General features: G+C 45.4%; 15 protein-coding genes. 7 read left to right on the top strand and 8 right to left on the bottom strand.

The genetic code is table 11. The features are described from left to right. Both NBH14_RS22285 and NBH14_RS22280 read right to left on the bottom strand, forming a co-directional pair. Positions 1-303: phage integrase SAM-like domain-containing protein (locus tag NBH14_RS22285; RefSeq protein WP_250817762.1), on the bottom strand; the 303-nt coding region annotated here is incomplete at its 3' end. 52 nt (positions 304-355) lie between these two features. Continuing rightward, positions 356-1,255 (bottom strand): 1,4-dihydroxy-2-naphthoate polyprenyltransferase, encoded by a 900-nt coding sequence (locus NBH14_RS22280; RefSeq protein ID WP_186961196.1) that lies wholly within the window; start codon positions 1,253-1,255, stop codon positions 356-358. Between the two features lie 88 nt (positions 1,256-1,343). Between NBH14_RS22280 and NBH14_RS22275 the strand changes: the two genes are divergently transcribed. The 6 genes from NBH14_RS22275 to NBH14_RS22250 all read left to right on the top strand — a co-directional run bounded on the left by NBH14_RS22275 (position 1,344) and on the right by NBH14_RS22250 (position 5,649). Beyond that, positions 1,344-1,742: a hypothetical protein gene (locus NBH14_RS22275; protein WP_007658789.1), complete on the top strand. Its 399-nt coding sequence runs from the start codon at positions 1,344-1,346 to the stop codon at positions 1,740-1,742. Positions 1,743-1,953: 211 nt separating this feature from the next. Further along, positions 1,954-2,166 carry a hypothetical protein gene (locus tag NBH14_RS22270; protein ID WP_007658790.1) on the top strand — a complete coding sequence of 71 codons (213 nt, stop codon included), beginning with the start codon at positions 1,954-1,956 and terminating at the stop codon, positions 2,164-2,166. A gap of 40 nt (positions 2,167-2,206) precedes the next feature. Then, positions 2,207-2,413, top strand: coding sequence for a hypothetical protein (locus NBH14_RS22265; RefSeq protein WP_186961155.1), 207 nt, complete (start codon positions 2,207-2,209; stop codon positions 2,411-2,413). A 200-nt stretch (positions 2,414-2,613) separates the two neighbouring features. After that, a complete protein-coding gene (locus tag NBH14_RS22260; RefSeq protein ID WP_186961156.1) occupies positions 2,614-3,561 on the top strand; it encodes a calcium/sodium antiporter in 948 nt (315 codons plus the stop codon). An 80-nt stretch (positions 3,562-3,641) separates the two neighbouring features. Then, the gene (locus NBH14_RS22255; RefSeq protein WP_186961157.1) at positions 3,642-4,343 is read left to right on the top strand and encodes a nucleoside-specific channel-forming Tsx family protein; all 702 of its coding nucleotides are present in this window, start codon (positions 3,642-3,644) and stop codon (positions 4,341-4,343) included. Between the two features lie 10 nt (positions 4,344-4,353). Beyond that, the gene (locus tag NBH14_RS22250; protein ID WP_186961158.1) at positions 4,354-5,649 is read left to right on the top strand and encodes an NCS2 family permease; all 1,296 of its coding nucleotides are present in this window, start codon (positions 4,354-4,356) and stop codon (positions 5,647-5,649) included. Between the two features lie 85 nt (positions 5,650-5,734). On the opposite strand, the gene NBH14_RS22245 is transcribed toward NBH14_RS22250, so the two are convergent. Further along, positions 5,735-7,777, bottom strand: a complete 2,043-nt coding sequence (locus NBH14_RS22245) for a M13 family metallopeptidase (protein ID WP_186961159.1) — start codon at positions 7,775-7,777, stop codon at positions 5,735-5,737. A 156-nt stretch (positions 7,778-7,933) separates the two neighbouring features. Here NBH14_RS22245 and NBH14_RS22240 point away from each other — a divergent pair, with 156 nt between their 5' ends. Continuing rightward, entirely contained in the window at positions 7,934-10,273 is a 2,340-nt protein-coding gene (locus NBH14_RS22240; RefSeq protein WP_186961160.1) for a beta-galactosidase, read from the top strand. Positions 10,274-10,289: 16 nt separating this feature from the next. Here NBH14_RS22240 and NBH14_RS22235 read toward each other — a convergent pair whose 3' ends face one another. The 5 genes from NBH14_RS22235 to NBH14_RS22215 form a co-directional block, all read right to left on the bottom strand. Then, positions 10,290-11,294, bottom strand: a complete 1,005-nt coding sequence (locus NBH14_RS22235) for an AI-2E family transporter (RefSeq protein ID WP_186961161.1) — start codon at positions 11,292-11,294, stop codon at positions 10,290-10,292. Between the two features lie 455 nt (positions 11,295-11,749). Then, positions 11,750-12,853 (bottom strand): sialidase family protein, encoded by a 1,104-nt coding sequence (locus NBH14_RS22230; protein ID WP_128133331.1) that lies wholly within the window; start codon positions 12,851-12,853, stop codon positions 11,750-11,752. Positions 12,854-12,894: 41 nt separating this feature from the next. Further along, positions 12,895-14,355 (bottom strand): RagB/SusD family nutrient uptake outer membrane protein, encoded by a 1,461-nt coding sequence (locus tag NBH14_RS22225; RefSeq protein ID WP_128133325.1) that lies wholly within the window; start codon positions 14,353-14,355, stop codon positions 12,895-12,897. 12 nt (positions 14,356-14,367) lie between these two features. Beyond that, positions 14,368-17,667: a SusC/RagA family TonB-linked outer membrane protein gene (locus NBH14_RS22220; RefSeq protein WP_186961162.1), complete on the bottom strand. Its 3,300-nt coding sequence runs from the start codon at positions 17,665-17,667 to the stop codon at positions 14,368-14,370. A gap of 83 nt (positions 17,668-17,750) precedes the next feature. Then, the gene (locus NBH14_RS22215) at positions 17,751-18,665 is read right to left on the bottom strand and encodes a dihydrodipicolinate synthase family protein (protein ID WP_186961163.1); all 915 of its coding nucleotides are present in this window, start codon (positions 18,663-18,665) and stop codon (positions 17,751-17,753) included. Positions 18,666-18,673: the final 8 nt, after the last annotated feature.

The following is an 18,673-nucleotide window of genomic DNA, read 5'->3' as shown; positions in this document are numbered from 1 at the left end:
CAACCCGGCAAAAGGGTCACAGGCAGGTCCGGGCAGTCCTTCCCGTAAAGCGGTATGGCAAAGCGCCCGGAAACTGCTCAAGTAACTGTTCACCGTATTCACCGCCAGCCCTTCGGCGCGCAGCGAACCGCCAAAATCATCCACCATGGCGGTGGTTATATCTGTCCATTGCAGCGAAGCGCCTTTCCAAAAACGGTACAGCCGGTTGCGAACCACTCGGTAGAGATCGGCCGTACTATCCTTTCCCGCCTCCCGCTTCCGGGCGACCTGAAAGTCCATGTAAACGAAAATGTTTTGTGTCATAATTGCTTATTTGTTATTCGAATAAACAAATATACGACACTGTGTGTTTCCGCTATAATCCTGTCGTTAACGAGATTAACAGAAGCGATAACAGCAGGGTGAAGAGAAAGACATTGCGGGCGGTATGGCCCAGGGTCTTATTGAGTTCGCGTCCTTCAAAACGGTAAAGTTGCCGCCAGGTCGCATAAAAGAGGGCAAAAAAGGCGGCGAAAAGGAACTGTATCCACCAAGATGCGTCCAGCATCAGGGGCATAGCCAGCAAAAGCGCCACTACCCCGTTCAACAGGTAGAATATCCGGCCGAAACCGCGCCCGAAAAGGACGATGGTGGTCCGCTTATGCGATGCCTTGTCCTGCACATAATCACGATAATTGTTCACGACAAGGATATTTGTAGAAAGCAATCCGACCGATACGGACAACAGAAACGATAACGGGGAAAAGGACAGCGCCTGTACATAATAGGTGAAGCATACCGGGATGATCCCGTAGAACAGCACCACGCAGACATCGCCCAGCCCGTTATAGGCCAGCGGAAAAGGTCCAGCGGAGTATGCCAGCACGCAAAGGGCGATGGCGATACCGACGGGTATCAACTCCCACCCGGCATAAAACAGCAGCATACATCCGCAGAGACACGACAAGCCCAGGGTAAGGAAAGTGGCTTTCAGCATGGCTTTCGGAGTGATCCATCCCTGGGCGACGGCACGCTCTGGCCCCAGACGGTCTTCCCGGTCGGCTCCCTTTTTAAAATCAAAATAATCGTTGGCAAAGTTACTGGCTATCTGCGCCAGCAAAGCTACTCCAAAACACAAAAGGGCCGGTACCAACCGGAATACTCCCTCGCACCAGGCTAAAACACATGCCAGCAGCACAGGACTTAACGATGCCGGCAGCGTTTTCGGGCGCGCGGCCTCCAGCCATGATTTAAAAAGGCTCTTCTCTCTTTCCATCTTTCCTCGTTCACTTTTAACGGACAAAAGTATAAACAAAAACCACAATGATTTGTTTTTTTAATAGGAATTCGTATATCTTTGCAGCATGAAAAATTTTCTGTTCATATTGACTCTGCTTTTCGGTATGTTGCTTTTTTCTCCCCAGGAGGAGGTTGAAAGCGACAACATCGCTGTGGCTCAAAAAGAGGCAGTCATGAAGGAAAAAGGTTCTGCGGATGTACAATATTACCTGAACGTATTAAGTACCGACCTGAAAGAAAGCAAAGGTCTGACTGCACGCAGAACGGTTCAATCGACAAATAATACATTTCATTTGCGCACGCTGAAAATAGCGGAAAAAGTACTTCAGGATATCCGCCTGAAGGAGATGAATGCACAACGGAAAGTGCTGGAAAATGTATCAGAATGTCAAACCATAAATCTGTCTACCCTTCTTTGCCGCATGGGGGAACATGTGTTTGCTCTGCGGAAACTCATTATTTAGTAATTGATAATTACTTTTGGCTTGATCCAAAAGTAATCAAAAAATCAAGGCTACACCGGCTTCGCTGCTACGGCGAAAGACGCTCACCCGCTGAGGCCTTGTCAAGAACGCCATGCGTTCTCTTCGGATTGCCGACACCACCTGTCACATTGATAAGTAAGGCTTCGAAACAATCCGGTCATTAATTATTAATTACTAAAAATGAAATATTATGTCTACTAAAAAATCAAATAAAACACGTATTTATGTTTCTGTTATTATAACTGTTGTTGGTTGCGTACTGGCTTGTAGTTCTATCATACCTAACGATTACCTGAAGTTATTAGTGGTAATGGGTGCTCTGGGATATGGATTATATGGCATCATGAAAGGTTTGAGCAATACCGGCTCTGCTGAAGAAACTGCTATTGAAGAAAAAGAATAAGCATGTTTGAACAAAAGTAACCATTAAAAAGTTTAATAAAATGAAGATAAATAAAGATTTGGTAGATGCCGTCATGATGGTGTCGTTTATCATTTTGGTGTTGATCGGTACAACCGATTTTGAAAACGCTATCGCAAAAGATGTAACAATGGGAGCATTAGGGCTGGTAACAGTCGTCATGGTCATACTCCGTGGCATACAACTGAGACAGGCAGCCAAAGAGCCTAAAGAAGAATACGAATATTAAATCACTAATACGAATATTCCTAACAACCCTAACTGAAATGTCTAGTTGCTTCCTGCTGTTATTCCGGAGCGATCCGGGGTTATCCGAGGTGCGTTTTTCTGCCTAAAAAATAACTTGCTGTTTACTTGGTTACGGTGGCAACATCCACCGGACAACAGGAAGCCGGACATTGTAATAAAAAGATTAGTAAATTTGCGACCATGATAACAAGCGTAACATTATTAGTTCTTTCGCTGTTTGCTCTCTACATCGGAGCAGGCTGGCTGGTAAAGGGTAGTACGGAGATAGCCCTGAAAGCTAAGATATCAAACCTGGTGATCGGTCTTACGATCGTTGCATTCGGTACCAGTGCCCCGGAATTGGTGGTCAGCCTGAATGCGTCCTTATCCGGGCAGGGCGATATAGCCGTGGGGAACATTATCGGTTCCAATATTTTCAATATCGCCGCCATTCTCGGTATATCCGCCGCCATCCAACCGCTACAGGCCAAACGCCAGCTTACCCGCCTGGATATTCCCATACTGATCGTCGCCACCGCCGTCTTCACGCTCCTGTTCTGGAACGGGGTACTCGGAAGGCTGGAAGGTTGTTTCTTTTTAGCGGGCATCATTATTTATACGGTCTTCAGCCTGTACTATTCACGCAAACATGAAAAGAAAGTGGAAGAACAGATCGGGGAGTTGGAGAAACAACCTGAACCCTGGTATAAAGATGTCCTGTATATCGTGGGCGGCCTGGTGATCCTGATCTTCGCCTCCAACCTGCTGGTCAACAATGCCGTATCCATCGCCCAGGAACTGGGTGTCAGCGAAGCGGTCATCGGACTGACTATCGTTGCCGCCGGAACAAGCCTGCCGGAACTGGCAACCTCGGTCGTGTCGGCCCTCAAAAAAAATCCGGATATTGCGATCGGGAATATTGTCGGTTCCAACCTGTTCAATATCCTGGCTATAGCAGGAACCAGTTCTGTGGTAAGTCCGATCGCTGCCAAAAACGTCAATTACGTCGACCTACTGGTCATGCTGGGATTAACCCTGCTCCTGCTTCCACTGGTGAAAAGCGGACAAAAGATTTCACGTGCCGAAGGGTGGGCGCTTATACTTGTGTATTTATGCTACCTGGCATGGCTGCTCAGGGATCTGATCTGATCGTGTAAAAGCAGGGCTTTTTTGAAGGTCTTGCTTTTTTTATACCTTTGTGGCTTCCATACATATTTTAAACGATCAGAATGAGAAAGTTTTTTACCCTAGTAGTCCTATTACTTGCCGTTTTCTGTGGGAAAGCGCAAAATGTTCAGTTACATTATGATTTTGGAGGCGCCTTGTACGACAAGGACCTGGACGGGCGTCCGGCACTGACCTCCACCGTGGAAATGTTCAAACCGGATAAATGGGGAAGCACCTATTTTTTCGTGGATATGGACTACAAGAGCAGCGGGGTCGCTTCGGCCTACTGGGAGATTGCCCGCGAACTGAGTTTCTGGCAACCGCCTTTTTCCATCCACGTAGAGTATAACGGCGGGCTGATGAAGGGAGCCTCCTACAACAATGCCTATCTGGGCGGTGCCACCTATACTTATAACAGCAAAGATTTCAGCAGGGGAATCACTTTCACCGCCATGTACAAATATATCCAGAAACATAAAACACCCAATAATTTCCAGCTGACAACCACCTGGTATCTTCATTTTGCCAAGAACGGCCTGTGTACTTTCAGCGGTTTCGCCGACTGGTGGCGGGAAAAGAACGACCACGGGAACTTTATTTTCCTCTCCGAACCGCAGATATGGGTAAACCTGAACAAGATAAAAGGGGTAGACGAGAAATTCAAACTGAGTGTGGGCAGTGAAGTGGAGTTAAGCCATAACTTCGGAGGACGGAACGGCTTCTATACTATTCCGACACTTGCTGTAAAATGGACATTCGATTAAATAAACCGGCATGATACAAAAACTTTTAGGGTTTGACAAACAAACCATGAGAATCCGTACGGAAGTTATCGCAGGTATAACCACATTCCTGACAATGAGTTATATCCTGGCTGTGAACCCGTCTATCCTGGGAACTACCGGTATGGACAAAGGAGCGGTTTTTACGGCCACGGCTCTGGCTTCCGCAATTGCCACCCTGCTCCTCGCCTTTATGGCCAAACTGCCGTTCGCACAAGCTCCGAGCATGGCGCTGAACGCATTTTTTGCTTTCACGCTGGTGCAGGGCATGGGATATTCCTGGCAGACGGCGATGACGGCGATGTTCGTCGAAGGGGTGATATTCATCCTTATTACTTTTCTGAATATCCGGGAGATCATACTTAACAGCATTCCCATGAACCTGCGGTATGCCATATCGGCGGGGATCGGTATGTTCATTGCATTCATCGGGTTGAAGAATGCGGGGATCATTGAATCCAACCCTGTCACCTATGTGATGTTCGGGGCCTTTACGCCGTCTTCGGTCCTGGCGATGGTCGGGATATTGTTAAGCGGCATACTGATTGTCAAAAAGGTGAAAGGCGCATTGTTCTACAGTATCCTGATCTGTACCCTGATCGGCATCCCGCTGGGAGTGACGGAAATACCGGAAGGATTTCTTCCTGTCTCCATGCCCCACTCGATGGAGCCGACATTCTGTAAGTTTGATTTTTCCGAGTTCTTTACACTGGATATGGCGGTAGTGATCTTTACCTTATTGTTTATGAATATATTCGATACGGTAGGGACATTGGTCGGCCTGGCTTCGAAGACCGGGATCATGGGAGAAGACGGGCATATCCCGCATGTGAAAGAAGCGATGATGTCCGACGCGATAGGTACTACGATCGGGGCGATGATGGGAAGTTCCACCATAACGACGTATGTGGAGAGTGCCTCGGGTATTGCGGAAGGAGGACGTTCGGGTTTCACTTCGCTGATAACCGGACTGATGTTTATCCTGGCTTTGTTCTTTGCGCCGTTGTTCCTGCTGATTCCCAGTGCGGCCACAAGCGGGGCACTGGTGCTTGTCGGCGTGTTTATGATGGATTCGATCTCCAAAATCGACATGGAGGATATGTCGGAAGCGCTGCCGGCATTTATCACCATCATTATGATGGTCCTCACCTACTCCATTGCCGACGGGATGGTGTTGGGACTGCTCTGCTATGTATTGGTAAAACTGTTCTGCGGCAAGCACAAGGATATCAGCATTACCATGTATATATTGGCAGCCTTGTTTATACTGAAGTTCATCTTTGCGTAAAAGCGATATTCAGAAATATAAAAAGGAGGTGCAGCAAAAGCCTGTTTTGCTACACCTCCTTTACATTATATATTATATGTATATATTACCAGATAACTACCCGTTCGGCAGGCAGCATGTACATCGGGTCGCCTTCTTTAATATCGAATGCCGAATAGAAGGTGTCGATATTACGCAAAGCGGCATTTACACGCCATTTACCCAATGAATGCGGGTCGATCTTTGTCAGCAACAGGATTTCTTCAGGACGAATATTTTGTCCCCACAGGGTTGCATATCCCAGGTAGAAACGTTGTTCGTTTGTGAATCCGTCGATCGGAGCCGGAGTCTTACCCTTCAGGGAATTCAGGTAAGCCAGGTGAGAAACCAGCAAACCACCCTGGTCAGCGATGTTTTCTCCCAATGTATAACGTCCGTTCGCATGAACACTGTCTGCAACGATAATATTGTCGTACTGCTGAACCAGACGGTCGGCACGTTCCGTAAAGAGGGCTGCGTCTTCGGGAGTCCACCAGTCAGCCAGGTTACCGTCTTTATCGTAATTACGTCCCTGGTCGTCGAATCCGTGTGTCATTTCATGACCGATCACCACACCGATAGCACCATAGTTAACGGCATCGTCAGCTTCCGGGTTAAAGAAAGGAGGCTGAAGGATAGCTGCCGGGAAGCAGATTTCGTTTGTTGTCGGGTTGTAGTAGGCATTTACAGTCTGCGGTGTCATTCCCCAACGGGCTTTGTCGACCGGTTTGCCTGCTTGTTCCAGCTGGTACTCCATATCGAAGATATTCGAACGGCACACATTTGCCCAGTAAGAATCATCCTTGATTTCCAAAGCGCTGTAGTCACGCCATTTATCAGGGTAACCGATCTTTACGATAAAAGCAGACAGTTTTTCCTGCGCTTTCGCTTTTGTCTCATCGCTCATCCATTCCAGACCTGCGATACGTTCCGACAACGCTTTCTGTAAGTTTCCTACCAGTTCAAGCATCTTTTCCTTAGAAGAAGCCGGGAAATATTTAGCCACATACATCTGGCCGACAGCTTCGCCTAGAGCACTGTTCACTGTAGACAGCGAGCGTTTCCAACGCGGTTTCTGTTCCAGCTTTCCGGACATCACTTTTCCGTAGAAGTCAAATTCGGCAGCCACAAAATCATCACTCAGATAAGGAGCAGCCGCATTCAAGAGGTTAAAAGCCAGGTAGTATTTCTGTTCGTCGATGGAAACATTTTTCATGAACTCGCCCAACGCTTCATAGAACGGAAGTTGTTTGGCGTCGATATATTCTATTTCCATCAAGCCCATGCTTTCAAAATAAACGTCCCAGTCGAGCGGGGTATTGTTTGCCTTGAACTCCTGCAACTTAATTTTATTATAGTTTTTCTGGCTATCGCGCAGGTCTTCACGGCTAAAAGAACTTTTGGCGATGCCTGTTTCTATTTTCATTACGGCATTGACAGCAGCTTCGGCCTGCTCAGGAGAAGCACCGGTCAATGTGAACAACTGGCTGATGAATTGTTTATACGCATCGCGCATTTTTACGGAGGCATCGTCTTCCACCAGATAATAATCGCGGTCACCCATACCGAGACCTGCCTGATACAGCTGTACGATATTCATTGAACTGTTCTTTTCATCGGCATCGACGAACAAAGCGAAGAAAGGAGCCATTCCTTCTTTATGCAAGGTTGCCACCATTTTGGCAACATCAGCTTTCGTTCCCAGACGGTTAATTGCATCCAATTGTTCCTTGACGGGAGCCAGCCCTTCCGTATTCAGTTTTGCACTATCCAACCCCATTTCATAGAGCATGCTGATCTTCTGGGCAACGCTTCCGGCTTCCTGGGGTTTGGAATCCAGTTCTGTGATAAGCGTACGCAATTGTTCCTGATTATTCTCAATCAACTGATCGAATGTACCGAAGCGGGAATATTCCGGTCTCAGAGGATTGTTCTTTATCCAGCCTCCGCAAGCGTACTGATAGAAATCTGTACCGGGAGCCACTGTTGTGTCCAGATTTGCCAGGTTGATGGCATCATTTTTTGCAGTTTCCTTCACAGGTGACTGACTGCATCCCGACATTGTTATCATACCGACAGCAACCAACGGAATCATCATTAACTTTTTCATTTTTGTTCAACGTTTACTTGAATTATGCCGCAAAGGTACATAAATTCAGTAAAATAGAACCGATTTTAATTCAATATGACCGATTATTATACCTATATTTTCTTTTCTTTTATCTACTTTTACCATCGGAAAATATTTATAAACTTAATTTTTATCATGAATCACTTTATGAAGACCGTAACACTCCTGATGGTCATGTTGATTTGCGTACTGAGCGGATGCAAAAATCAGTCCGGCAGCAACGGCACTTTTGAAATCGGTGACAAAACATTTCTGCTAAACGGCAAGCCTTTCATTATAAAGGCCGCCGAAATCCATTACACCCGAATCCCCGTAGAGTATTGGGAACATCGTATCCAGATGTGCAAAGCGTTAGGCATGAATACGATTTGCATCTACGCGTTCTGGAATATCCATGAACAGAAACCGGGCGAGTTCGATTTCAGCGGACAGAACGACATTGCTGCATTCTGCCGTCTGGCTCAGAAAAACGGCATGTATATCATGCTACGTCCCGGACCGTACGTTTGTTCCGAATGGGAAATGGGGGGCCTGCCCTGGTGGTTATTGAAAAAAGAAGATATCCAGCTGCGTACAAACGACCCGTATTTCATAGAACGTACACGTATCTATATGAATGAGATCGGCAAACAACTGGCCGACAGGCAGATTACACGAGGTGGTAATATTATTATGGTACAGGTTGAAAACGAATATGGTTCTTATGCGACCGATAAGTCGTATATTGCCAAAAACCGGGATATCCTGCGCGAAGCCGGGTTTACCGACGTTCCCCTGTTCCAGTGCGACTGGAGTTCCAACTTCCTGAACAATGCGCTCGACGATCTGGTATGGACCGTTAATTTCGGTACCGGAGCTAATATCGACGAGCAATTCAAGAAACTAAAAGAAGTACGTCCGAACACCCCGCTAATGTGTAGCGAGTTCTGGAGTGGCTGGTTCGACCATTGGGGAAGAAAACATGAAACACGTGATGCGGAAACGATGATCGCCGGGCTCAGGGACATGCTGGACCGCAATATTTCTTTCTCCTTGTATATGACCCACGGAGGTACGACCTTCGGACATTGGGGAGGTGCAAACAGTCCGGCCTATTCGGCCATGTGCAGTTCATACGATTACGATGCCCCGATCAGCGAAGCAGGTTGGGCAACCCCCAAATATCACAAACTACGCGAATTCATGGCAAACTATATGGCTCCGGGTGAAGTACAACCCGAGATTCCCGATGCATTCCCGGTGATCGAGATACCCGAGTTTGAACTGAAAGAGACGGCCCTGTTATTCGAAAACCTGCCGGAACCTAAAACCAGCCGCGACATCAAACCGATGGAGCAGTTCGACCAGGGCTGGGGCAGCATCCTGTATCGTACCACCTTGCCGGCAGTCAAAGCAGGCACCACCTTATTAATAGACGAGGTACATGATTGGGCACAGGTTTTCATCGACGGTAAACTGATTGGCCGCCTGGACCGCCGCCGCGGAGAATTCACAATTAAATTACCGGCTACAACTGCCGGCGCCCGGCTGGATATCCTGATCGAAGCGATGGGACGTGTCAATTTCGACAAGGCGATACACGACCGGAAAGGTATCACGAACAAAGTGGCACTGATCACCGAATCCTCATCCGACGAACTGAAGGACTGGCAGGTATATAATCTCCCGGTGGACTATTCATTTGTAAAAGATAAAAAATATACACCGGGTAAAAAGGTTGAAGCGCCTGCTTACTACCGTGCGACTTTCAATCTCGAAACTCCCGGCGATGTATTCCTGGATATGCAGACCTGGGGAAAAGGTATGGTATGGGTAAATGGAAAAGCCATGGGACGTTTCTGGGAAATCGGTCCTCAGCAAACGTTATTCATGCCGGGTTGCTGGCTTAAAAAAGGAGAAAACGAAATTATCGTTCTCGACCTGAAAGGACCGGAAAAAGCATCTGTCAAAGGTCTGAAAACACCGATACTCGACATGTTGCGTCCGGAAGCACCGCTTACCAACCGCAAAGAAGGTCAAAACCTGAACCTGAAAAACGAAAAGCCTGTGGGACAAGGTTCTTTAAAGGCTGGAAACGGTTGGCAGGAGGTAAAATTCGATGCTCCTGTACATGCCAGTCATTTCTGCCTGGAAGCTCTCAACGCCCAGGATGGAAAAGACAACGCTGCCATCGCCGAGTTTTATCTGCTGGATGAGAATGGCAAACCGCTCAGCCGCCAGCATTGGAAAATAGCTTATGCAGACAGCGAAGAAACTTACGGAGGTAATTTTACCGCCGATAAAATATTCGACTTGCAGGAATCCACTTACTGGAGTACGGCCAAAGGTGCCAAATATCCGCATCAGGTAGTCATCGATTTGCGCGAAAATGTAACAGTCTCCGGCTTCCGCTACCTGCCGCGTGCCGAAGAGGGCTATCCCGGAATGATCAAAGACTATAAAGCATATGCAAAAATGACTCCGTTCAGTTATTGAACGGGGTCATTCCCCTTTATTTATCCAAATACTCTTTCTTGAACATCGAAAAGCAAAGTATAAAGACGGAGATCAGGAGCGGACCGAATATAATTCCCATAAAACCAAACAGGGACAAACCGATTATTACTCCGAAAATCGTGATCAGCGGATGGGTATCCGCCATTTTTTTCTGTAAGATAAAACGAATCAGGTTATCCACATTAGTGATAACGATCAGTGCATAGGCTGTCAAAGCCAGCGCATTTACCCAATCGCCAGTCAAAGCCATATAAACGGCAAGCGGCAGCCACACCAAAGCTGTTCCCACAACTGGAATAATAGTAGCAAAACAGGTCAGAAAACCGAATAGAAACGGGCTAGGCGCATTAAACACCCAATATCCGATCATCGCGATAACGCCCTGAATGATCGCCAGTAGAGGGATACCGATCGCATTGGAGGTAACAATCATATTGATCTCTTTCAATACTTCGCGTTTATTTTCTTTGCTGAAGGGCAGGATTTCATAAATGTATGTTTCCATCTTACTTCCTCCGATCAACATAAAATAAAGGATAAGAACCAGAACTGCCACATTCACCGCAAAGCCACTAATTCCGCCCATCAGGGCTTGTCCGATCTTAGGCAGCACGGAAACAATGGATGCGATATTATCTTTCTCCAGCAAATCAAAGCCGGTTCTCTCACGGATCAGGTCGGCGATATGCTCAAAAGAACTGACCAGTTCAGATGGGTTCAGATTTATATTCTGAAGTTTATTAACGAATAGCCAGACAGCAAGGGAGAATGGTATCAAAAAACACAAAATAGTTTCAAGCAACAGCAGTATGGCAACCAGACTACGGTTCCAATGTTTCTTCTCCGTCAGATGCTTCAATTGCTTTCTCAATAGGATATAGATGGTAAAAGCACCGAGTATTCCTCCCAGGAACGGAGTAAACTCAATAAAAAGTATGATTCCCATTACCAGGATAATAGTAATCAGGGAATATTTCCAGTACGATTCTTTCAAGCTCATATTCGATTTTAAATAACGATTCAATAACTCATTTTACTTTATGGCCTCCTGCCATTTTCTTAATAAACAAAATAAACGGTACAGTTGTTAAGAAACACTCATCTTTTCAATCATATACTTTCCCTGCTTTCCCCGACTTTTCATTAGGAAGGAATCTGTTCACGAGGCCCTCATAAATGTTTTTGGCGTCCTCATAAATATTAATGAGGGCGCCAAAAACATTTATGAGGACGTCGCAAACAGAAAAGTAACCGATCAAAGTGAACGCACTGTCCGACAGAAATATCAACCATACGTATTTATCTAAATGATAGCACACCAGGCTTTCCAGTATCTTTTCGATACGTTAAAAAATATTACCCGATTGGGTATTTTATTTTACCCGGTATATTAATCCGATTTTCCCGGCAGGGTAGTATCATTTTGATAGTTTTCCTTTCTTACATCCACTTTTATTACAGTTTCACGTCGGTTTCATCCAATTTGAAACGGACTTCCACAATGGAATGTTTCGCTTTTCCCGGAGTCATCTTAATATAAGTGATTGCTATAATAGTCCCGTCTGGCAATATTTCCAAACCCGGATAACCACAGTCCGAACCGGCATAACTATGCAGCAGTTTGATCTTATATTGGCCGGAAGTTCCTTCACGCAAGTCTTTTTCATGTCCTACCCAGGCTACAAAATGTCCTTTGGTCGGACTGCCGGGCGCCATATCGCGGAAAACGGCAACCAACCGCCCATCGGGAGCATATTTGATGACATGCCGGTCTCCCGTCAGTCCCCAGGGCGTTTCTTGCAAGGCACTCCAGGTCTGTCCTTCATCCGTCGATACCATCATTAAAGAGTTTCCGACACGCTTATTTTCACGGGCAATGCAAATCAGACGTTTACCGTCTTCCGAACGGATCACGCAAGGTTCGCAGGGGGCACGGCCTTCCATCTCTCCTACTAAAGTCGACTCCTCCCAGGTCAGACCGCCATCATGGGATATCGATTGCCACAAAGTCAACGGGGGACGGTCCTGGTCATTCAGTCCACGATGGTATAACCCCAGATAATCTCCATTTTTCAATTGGATAATACTGGAAAAAGCCATGACACAAGGTTTACCCAGCCTCTTAACCGGACTCCAGCTTTTTCCGCCGTCTTCACTGTAAGTCATAGGCATATCCGGCTGGCCGCAAAAGACAAATAAGCGTTCTTTACCTTTCTTATCCTTCAGGTTGTATATACTCGGACAGTTCCGCATAGTCGACCAGTCCTCGGGAACCGCCTGTTTGGTCCAGGTCAAACCCGAATCTTTACTGACTGCCAGTAATCCGGCATCACCTCCATGATCGAAGCTCCATGTACAATAAATCGTTTTATTGTCATCGAGCATCACAGTGGTAGGATGTCCGTTATACAACTCAGGTGTTCCTTCTGAGAGGACGATCTGGCGTCCCCTGTCAGAAGAGATATCCACCCAAGGTAAATTGGGTTTTACCTGCTGTGCCATTACAGGCAATACAGAACCGAGCAATAACGTCTGAAACAATAATAAACCCTTTTTCATCTTCATATATTTTAAAATTCAATAGATATTATTCCTGCGAATTATCTTTGTACATCCGATTCATATCCGTCAGTTTGTTTCAACTGATCATTCAATACCATATCATTATAATTGATCGGCCAGTATAACGGAAAGCCCGGCTTATCATTCAGATTTGGTACTTCATTATAAATATTAATCGCTCCTCCCGAATGGAAACGAACCAGATCGAACCATCTTTTCTGCTCGATAAAGAGCTCTCTCAGACGTTCATCACAAAGTTCCTTCTCCACACTCGCCTTGTCGGCCGGACCGGCATAATTATCCAAGCCGGCACGCTGCCTGACGGCATTCAGGTCAGATAAAGCATCCTGTATCTTATTCAACGCGGCATTTGCTTCTGCACGTAACAAAAGTAAATCACCCCAACGATATACAATCAAATCATCATCAAAATAACGGTCATCCGTATAAACTTTTCCTCTGAACTTATTGGTCTGTGTTAAAATCAGGTTGCCATCCTTATCAACAAGATCGATCATGGCTGATTGGTAGCGTTTATCTCCCGGATACTTCAAATAAAGCGCCCTGGTCTTCTCACTTGGAGCATAGACATGGCGACTCTGATTCGGAGACGTTGCCGCCTCATCCAGATTAACAGCCATCGACAAGTTATCGGTTCTCGATGTCGTATTCGTCGCAATGGAAAGATTGCCCGTTTCATAACGTTCGAAATACAGGGAGAAAATAATCTCCGCATTTCTTTTATTTGCATTATTAAAGACAGAGGCATACTCAGGAAGAAGTTCCACACCGCTCTTCTCCACTTCGTTAATTGCATTGACCGCTTCATTCAGATCGGAGTCTCCTCCATTCAACACTTTAGCTTTCCATAACAGTGCATCCGCTTTCAAAGCGTAAGCGGCGGGCTTGGATGAGTAGTTCTTGTTTACAAAACCTTCCTCCGGGAACAAAGATAATGACTGTTCGATATCCGACAAGACTTGTTTCATCACCTCTTCCTTCGGGGAACGGGGTTTCAGTTCGATCTTATCAGAAAGAACAGGATCCAGCAGAATAGGCGCATCTCCCCATATACGTACTAAAAAGAAATATGTCTGGGCACGCAAATAATAAGTTTCCGCTTTGATTCTGTTTTTATCCGCTTCATTTGTAAAACTCAAACCGTCAATCTTGTACAACAAAAGATTGGTATGATGTATAATGTTATAGGCATCCCGGTAAGAAGGGGCATTGTTTTCAAGCAGATTTTGAGCCCATGCATTTGTGGAAGGTCCGATCTCTCCCACTTTAAAGGCATCTCCCCTGTCTTCTCCATATAAAGAAGTATTATTCAACGCGCGTACTTTATTATATATACCTGTCAGATATGCTTTCGCATCTCCGGAGTTTTTCCAGAATGACTGTGATGTAATTGTAGAGACAGGTTCCACTTCCAGCAAACTGCAACTACTATATAAAGCACAACACACAATCCATAAAAATATCCATATCTTTTTCATTTTCATACCAATTTAAAAAGTTAATCTTGCACCGAAATTGAATTGTATCGGAATAAAATACTCACCTGTTTCCTGTCCGTCATACTGTTCCGGGTTCAAACCATCAAAAGCAGTGATATAACCCAGGTTATTTGCACCGGCAGTCAGGGATATCCCCTGCATTTTCAATTTGGAGCAAATAGAACGAGGCAGGTCGTAGCTTAATGAGATTTCACGGAAACAGAGGTAATCACCTTTAGAATAATACGCCGTATTATCTGCGTTTCCATTACTGTTCATACCGGCATAAGCGATGGTACGCATGTGGTTACGATAGCCGTTATCCCAGTCGGAAGCCACATCGTAACGAGGATATTTAGCAGTGGCGGCATCTCCCTGACTCCACCAGATATTACCGTTTGTTACGTCGGTTGTCGTAACAATCGCATTACGGGCATTGGCGTTGGCACGGCATCTCCACACATTTGCTATCGAATGGCCCAAGGCATAATCGACCACAAAACGGAACGTAAACCCTTTATAACCCAATGTGTTTATCAATGCTCCCTTTTTGTCCGGATTAGCCCAACCGATAAACACGATATCCTTATCGTCGATAACTCCGTTTCCATCCATATCGGCCCATATGGCATCACCGGCCACTTTGTTTTTGCCTATTTTAGAACCGGAGACTTTTGTATCTTCAGGAGCCAGTGCAGCCGCCTCATCGGTATCATAAACGCCCAGGTATTTATATCCCCAACGTCCGCCGATCCGTTCTCCTTCAGCCAGGCCTCCGGCTTCAATATATGTTCCGCTCTTCGTATCCCAGATCAGACCGCCCTGCACACGATTCTTATCGCGTCCGTTATCAGGAAGTTCTTTCATATAAGTACGGTTCATGGCAAAAGTAGCTGTAATATCCCAACTGACAGGACCTCCGGACAATGGACGGGCAGTCAATGACAGTTCAACACCTTTATTCTGAACAACACCCAAATTAGCCTTTATAGAACTAAACCCGGTCTGGGCAGGGAGCGATTTATCATACAACCGGTCGGAAGTCAGCTTGTTATAGCCGGTAAAAGAAAACTCGATACGATTATTCAAAAATCCGGCATCGAAACCATAATCCACATTCGAGGTGGTTTCCCAAACCAGGCTGTTATTCGCCAGAACACTATTCAGGACACCCGGATTCCCGCCATACAAATAAGAAGCATATTCGCCTTGTGTATTTGAATATGACAGTTTGTTATTGCCGGTCTGGCCCCAGCTGGCTCTCAGTTTTAAACGACTGGCAATTTGTTTCGGGAACCATTCTTCATAATGCATATTCCAGCCGCCGGAGAATGCGGGGAACAAAGCAAACTTATGATCTTCAGCAAACTGAGAGGCTCCGTCGTAACGTAAAGAGGCAGTCAGCAGATAACGGCGGTCGTAATCATAATTCACACGGGTAAAGAAACCGACAAGTATTTCTTTTTCCAACGTAGATGTTGTCCGTTGTTCTGTCGGTTTCGTCGGGGCAAGTGTCGGGATATAATCGGTCGGAGCTTCCGAACCTGTTCCTTTCAGAAAATAATTATCATTCTTCGTGTAATTCATACCCAACAGTGCGTTAATCGTATTCTTCTTAAACTTCTTGTCATAAGTGAATACGGCATCTGCCATGATTTGCTTGCGTTGGTCATGTCTCTCCAAGGTCTTGCGCCCTTTGTTGAAATCATTGTATTTTTCAAAAAAACGATAAATATTTTCCTGCATATAATAAGATGCCGACGGTTTGAAATGCAGTCCCTCAATGATTTCCCAGTCCAATCCCAGCTGGAATGTATTACGATAGGCTTTATCTGTAATATCCTGATAATACAATTCATGCAAACGGTTTCTCGGAGAACCGCCGGATTCGCCGATACCCGGTGTCCCGTCATCATAATACAAACGAAAAGTTGTCGGATAACGGGAAGAACGGTCCAGAGTACTAGTCCCTGAATTTTCAGGGTCTGTCGATTTATTGGCTATTGTTGAATGTTTGAGGCCGACCGACAGGCTTATATGATCCTGCAACTTATAATTACCGTTAGCGGTCAGGCTGAACCGGTCATATCCTGTTCCCAGAACCATACCCTCGGCATCGATGTAACCTAAACTGACGTAATAGTTCGCACGATCATTCCCTCCGGAGGCATTCACATCATAATTATGCGTCAGCCCCGTTTGGAAAAGTACATCTTTCTGATAGTTATTATCTTTAAAAATAAGGGTTTTACCTGAATAAGGGTCCTTCATTGTCTGATATCCCTGATTACCTAGCAGGTCATCGACATAAGATTGCCCCATATTACCGACCAGGTCATCCATGTATTCTGTCGTAAAGCGGGAATATCCGTAACCTGTCAACGAACCATTTTTATAATTTATATTCCCTGTTGAATACGGATAGGCTCCACCTTCCAGACGACCGGTCACGTTTGCATCGTTTATTCCCCTCGCTCCTGCCAGACGGGAAGCATATAAATAATCCTCTGCGTTTGAAAACGGATAATGTGTACGAATACGTTCTATACCTAACCGATAAGAGGCGTTAATTGTCGCTTTTCCATCTTTTGAAGAGCCTTGTTTTGTGGTTATCAAAATAATACCATTCGCCGCCTTTGCTCCGTAGATTGCTGCTGACGCCGCATCTTTTAAAACCTCCATTGACTCGATATCTTCCTGGTTGATACCGTTCATATTGTCGCGTAATACACCGTCAATAACGAACAGCGGAGTATCCTTGGAAGGATCTGTCGAACCGCCACGGATCAGAACAACAGGTTGCGCCCCCGGCTGACCGGTCGTCTGACGGATATCCAGACCTGCCACTTTTCCTTGCAAATTATTTAGTGGAGATGCAGAGACAGAACTCAGCAATTCTCCTTTCTTTACGGAAACGACGCCGGAAGTTACTGTGGCTCTGGATTGGGTTCCATAACCAATAGCGACGACTTCATCCAGTGCAAAAGACTCGTCTTTCAATATAATTTCGTAAAAAGTTTTATCCGTTACTTTCACCTCCGCAGTTGTCATACCAATAAAAGAAACGTCCAGTTGTGATTTTTTCGGTACTCTGAGTGTGAATTTACCATCCAGGTCTGTTGTCGTACCAATTGTAGTATTTTTGACAATAATAGCCGCTCCTAAAACAGGCTCACCTGTTGCATCTTTCACTATACCACTGATTTCCATTTCTGTCTGTAAACTGCTTTGTTGTGCAACTACAGAACTAATCGTCCCAAAAATTGTCAACAAAACAATAAAAAGGCATTTAAATCCATCTAATTTTCTCATCTTTGTATCGCTTTTAAAGAATATTTTAAAGTAAGATCAGGGGTTATAAGCCGGCCAAAGTTTATCTGCCCCTTTTCTTTTTTCTATTTTTTATCAAAGAAGTTGATTTTCATCAAGTCTTCTTTTAGTGATTTATATTCCTCATCGCTGAATGGGGCGATGGGTAACCGGCAGCTTCCACAGTCAATGCCGATCAAATTCATAATAGCTTTTCCTCCTCTTACACCTCCTCCGTATTTAATAATTATTTTTACTACTTCAATCGATCTCATCTGCAATTTTCTGGCTGTCTCCAGATCGCCAGACTCCATTGCTTTCATAATTCCAAGATACACATCCGACAAATAGTTGTAGGTACTGCCTACCCCTGCTTCAGCACCGAACACCAGTCCGGAAATCAGAATTTCGTCATATCCGTGCAGAACTTCAAACTCTCCATTATTTAATGCCAGGCATTCACCCATTTCCATCAGGTTGTTATGGGTAAATTTTGTTCCGGCTAAATTAGGTATACTCTTTTTTCCTTCTACCAAAAACTCTGCCACCGGCAACGATACTCCCGTCATGGAAGGCATATTGTAATAGTAAAAAGGAAGCTCTTCGGCACTTTTTGCTATCGGGGCAAAAAAGGCGATCAACTCTTTAACCGTAGCCGGTTTGAAGAAACAAGGTGCCATTGCCGCAATCGCATCTGCTCCCGATTCATAAGCATGTTTCGCCAAATCCATCGATTCAAAGAGGGAATCGCTCCCGACATGGGCTATAACCTTAAACCGGCCATCGGCAGATTTCACCCATTGTTCCAGGATATTTTTCCGCTCTTCCACGGTCAACGACAGCGATTCACCGGTCGTACCGCAAACAAACACTCCAGTCATTCCTGACTTTGCCATCAGATCGGCATACTTACCGATCACAGGCAGATTAACCTTTCCTTCCGCATCCATCGGAGTAAAAGATGCGGCAATCAGTCCTTTCAGACGTTGATAATTTTTCATTTGCTTTT

The organism is Parabacteroides caecihominis (assembly GCF_023656785.1).
Lineage (GTDB): Bacteria > Bacteroidota > Bacteroidia > Bacteroidales > Tannerellaceae > Parabacteroides > Parabacteroides segnis.
This window is presented reverse-complemented; position numbering and strand designations above follow the sequence as displayed.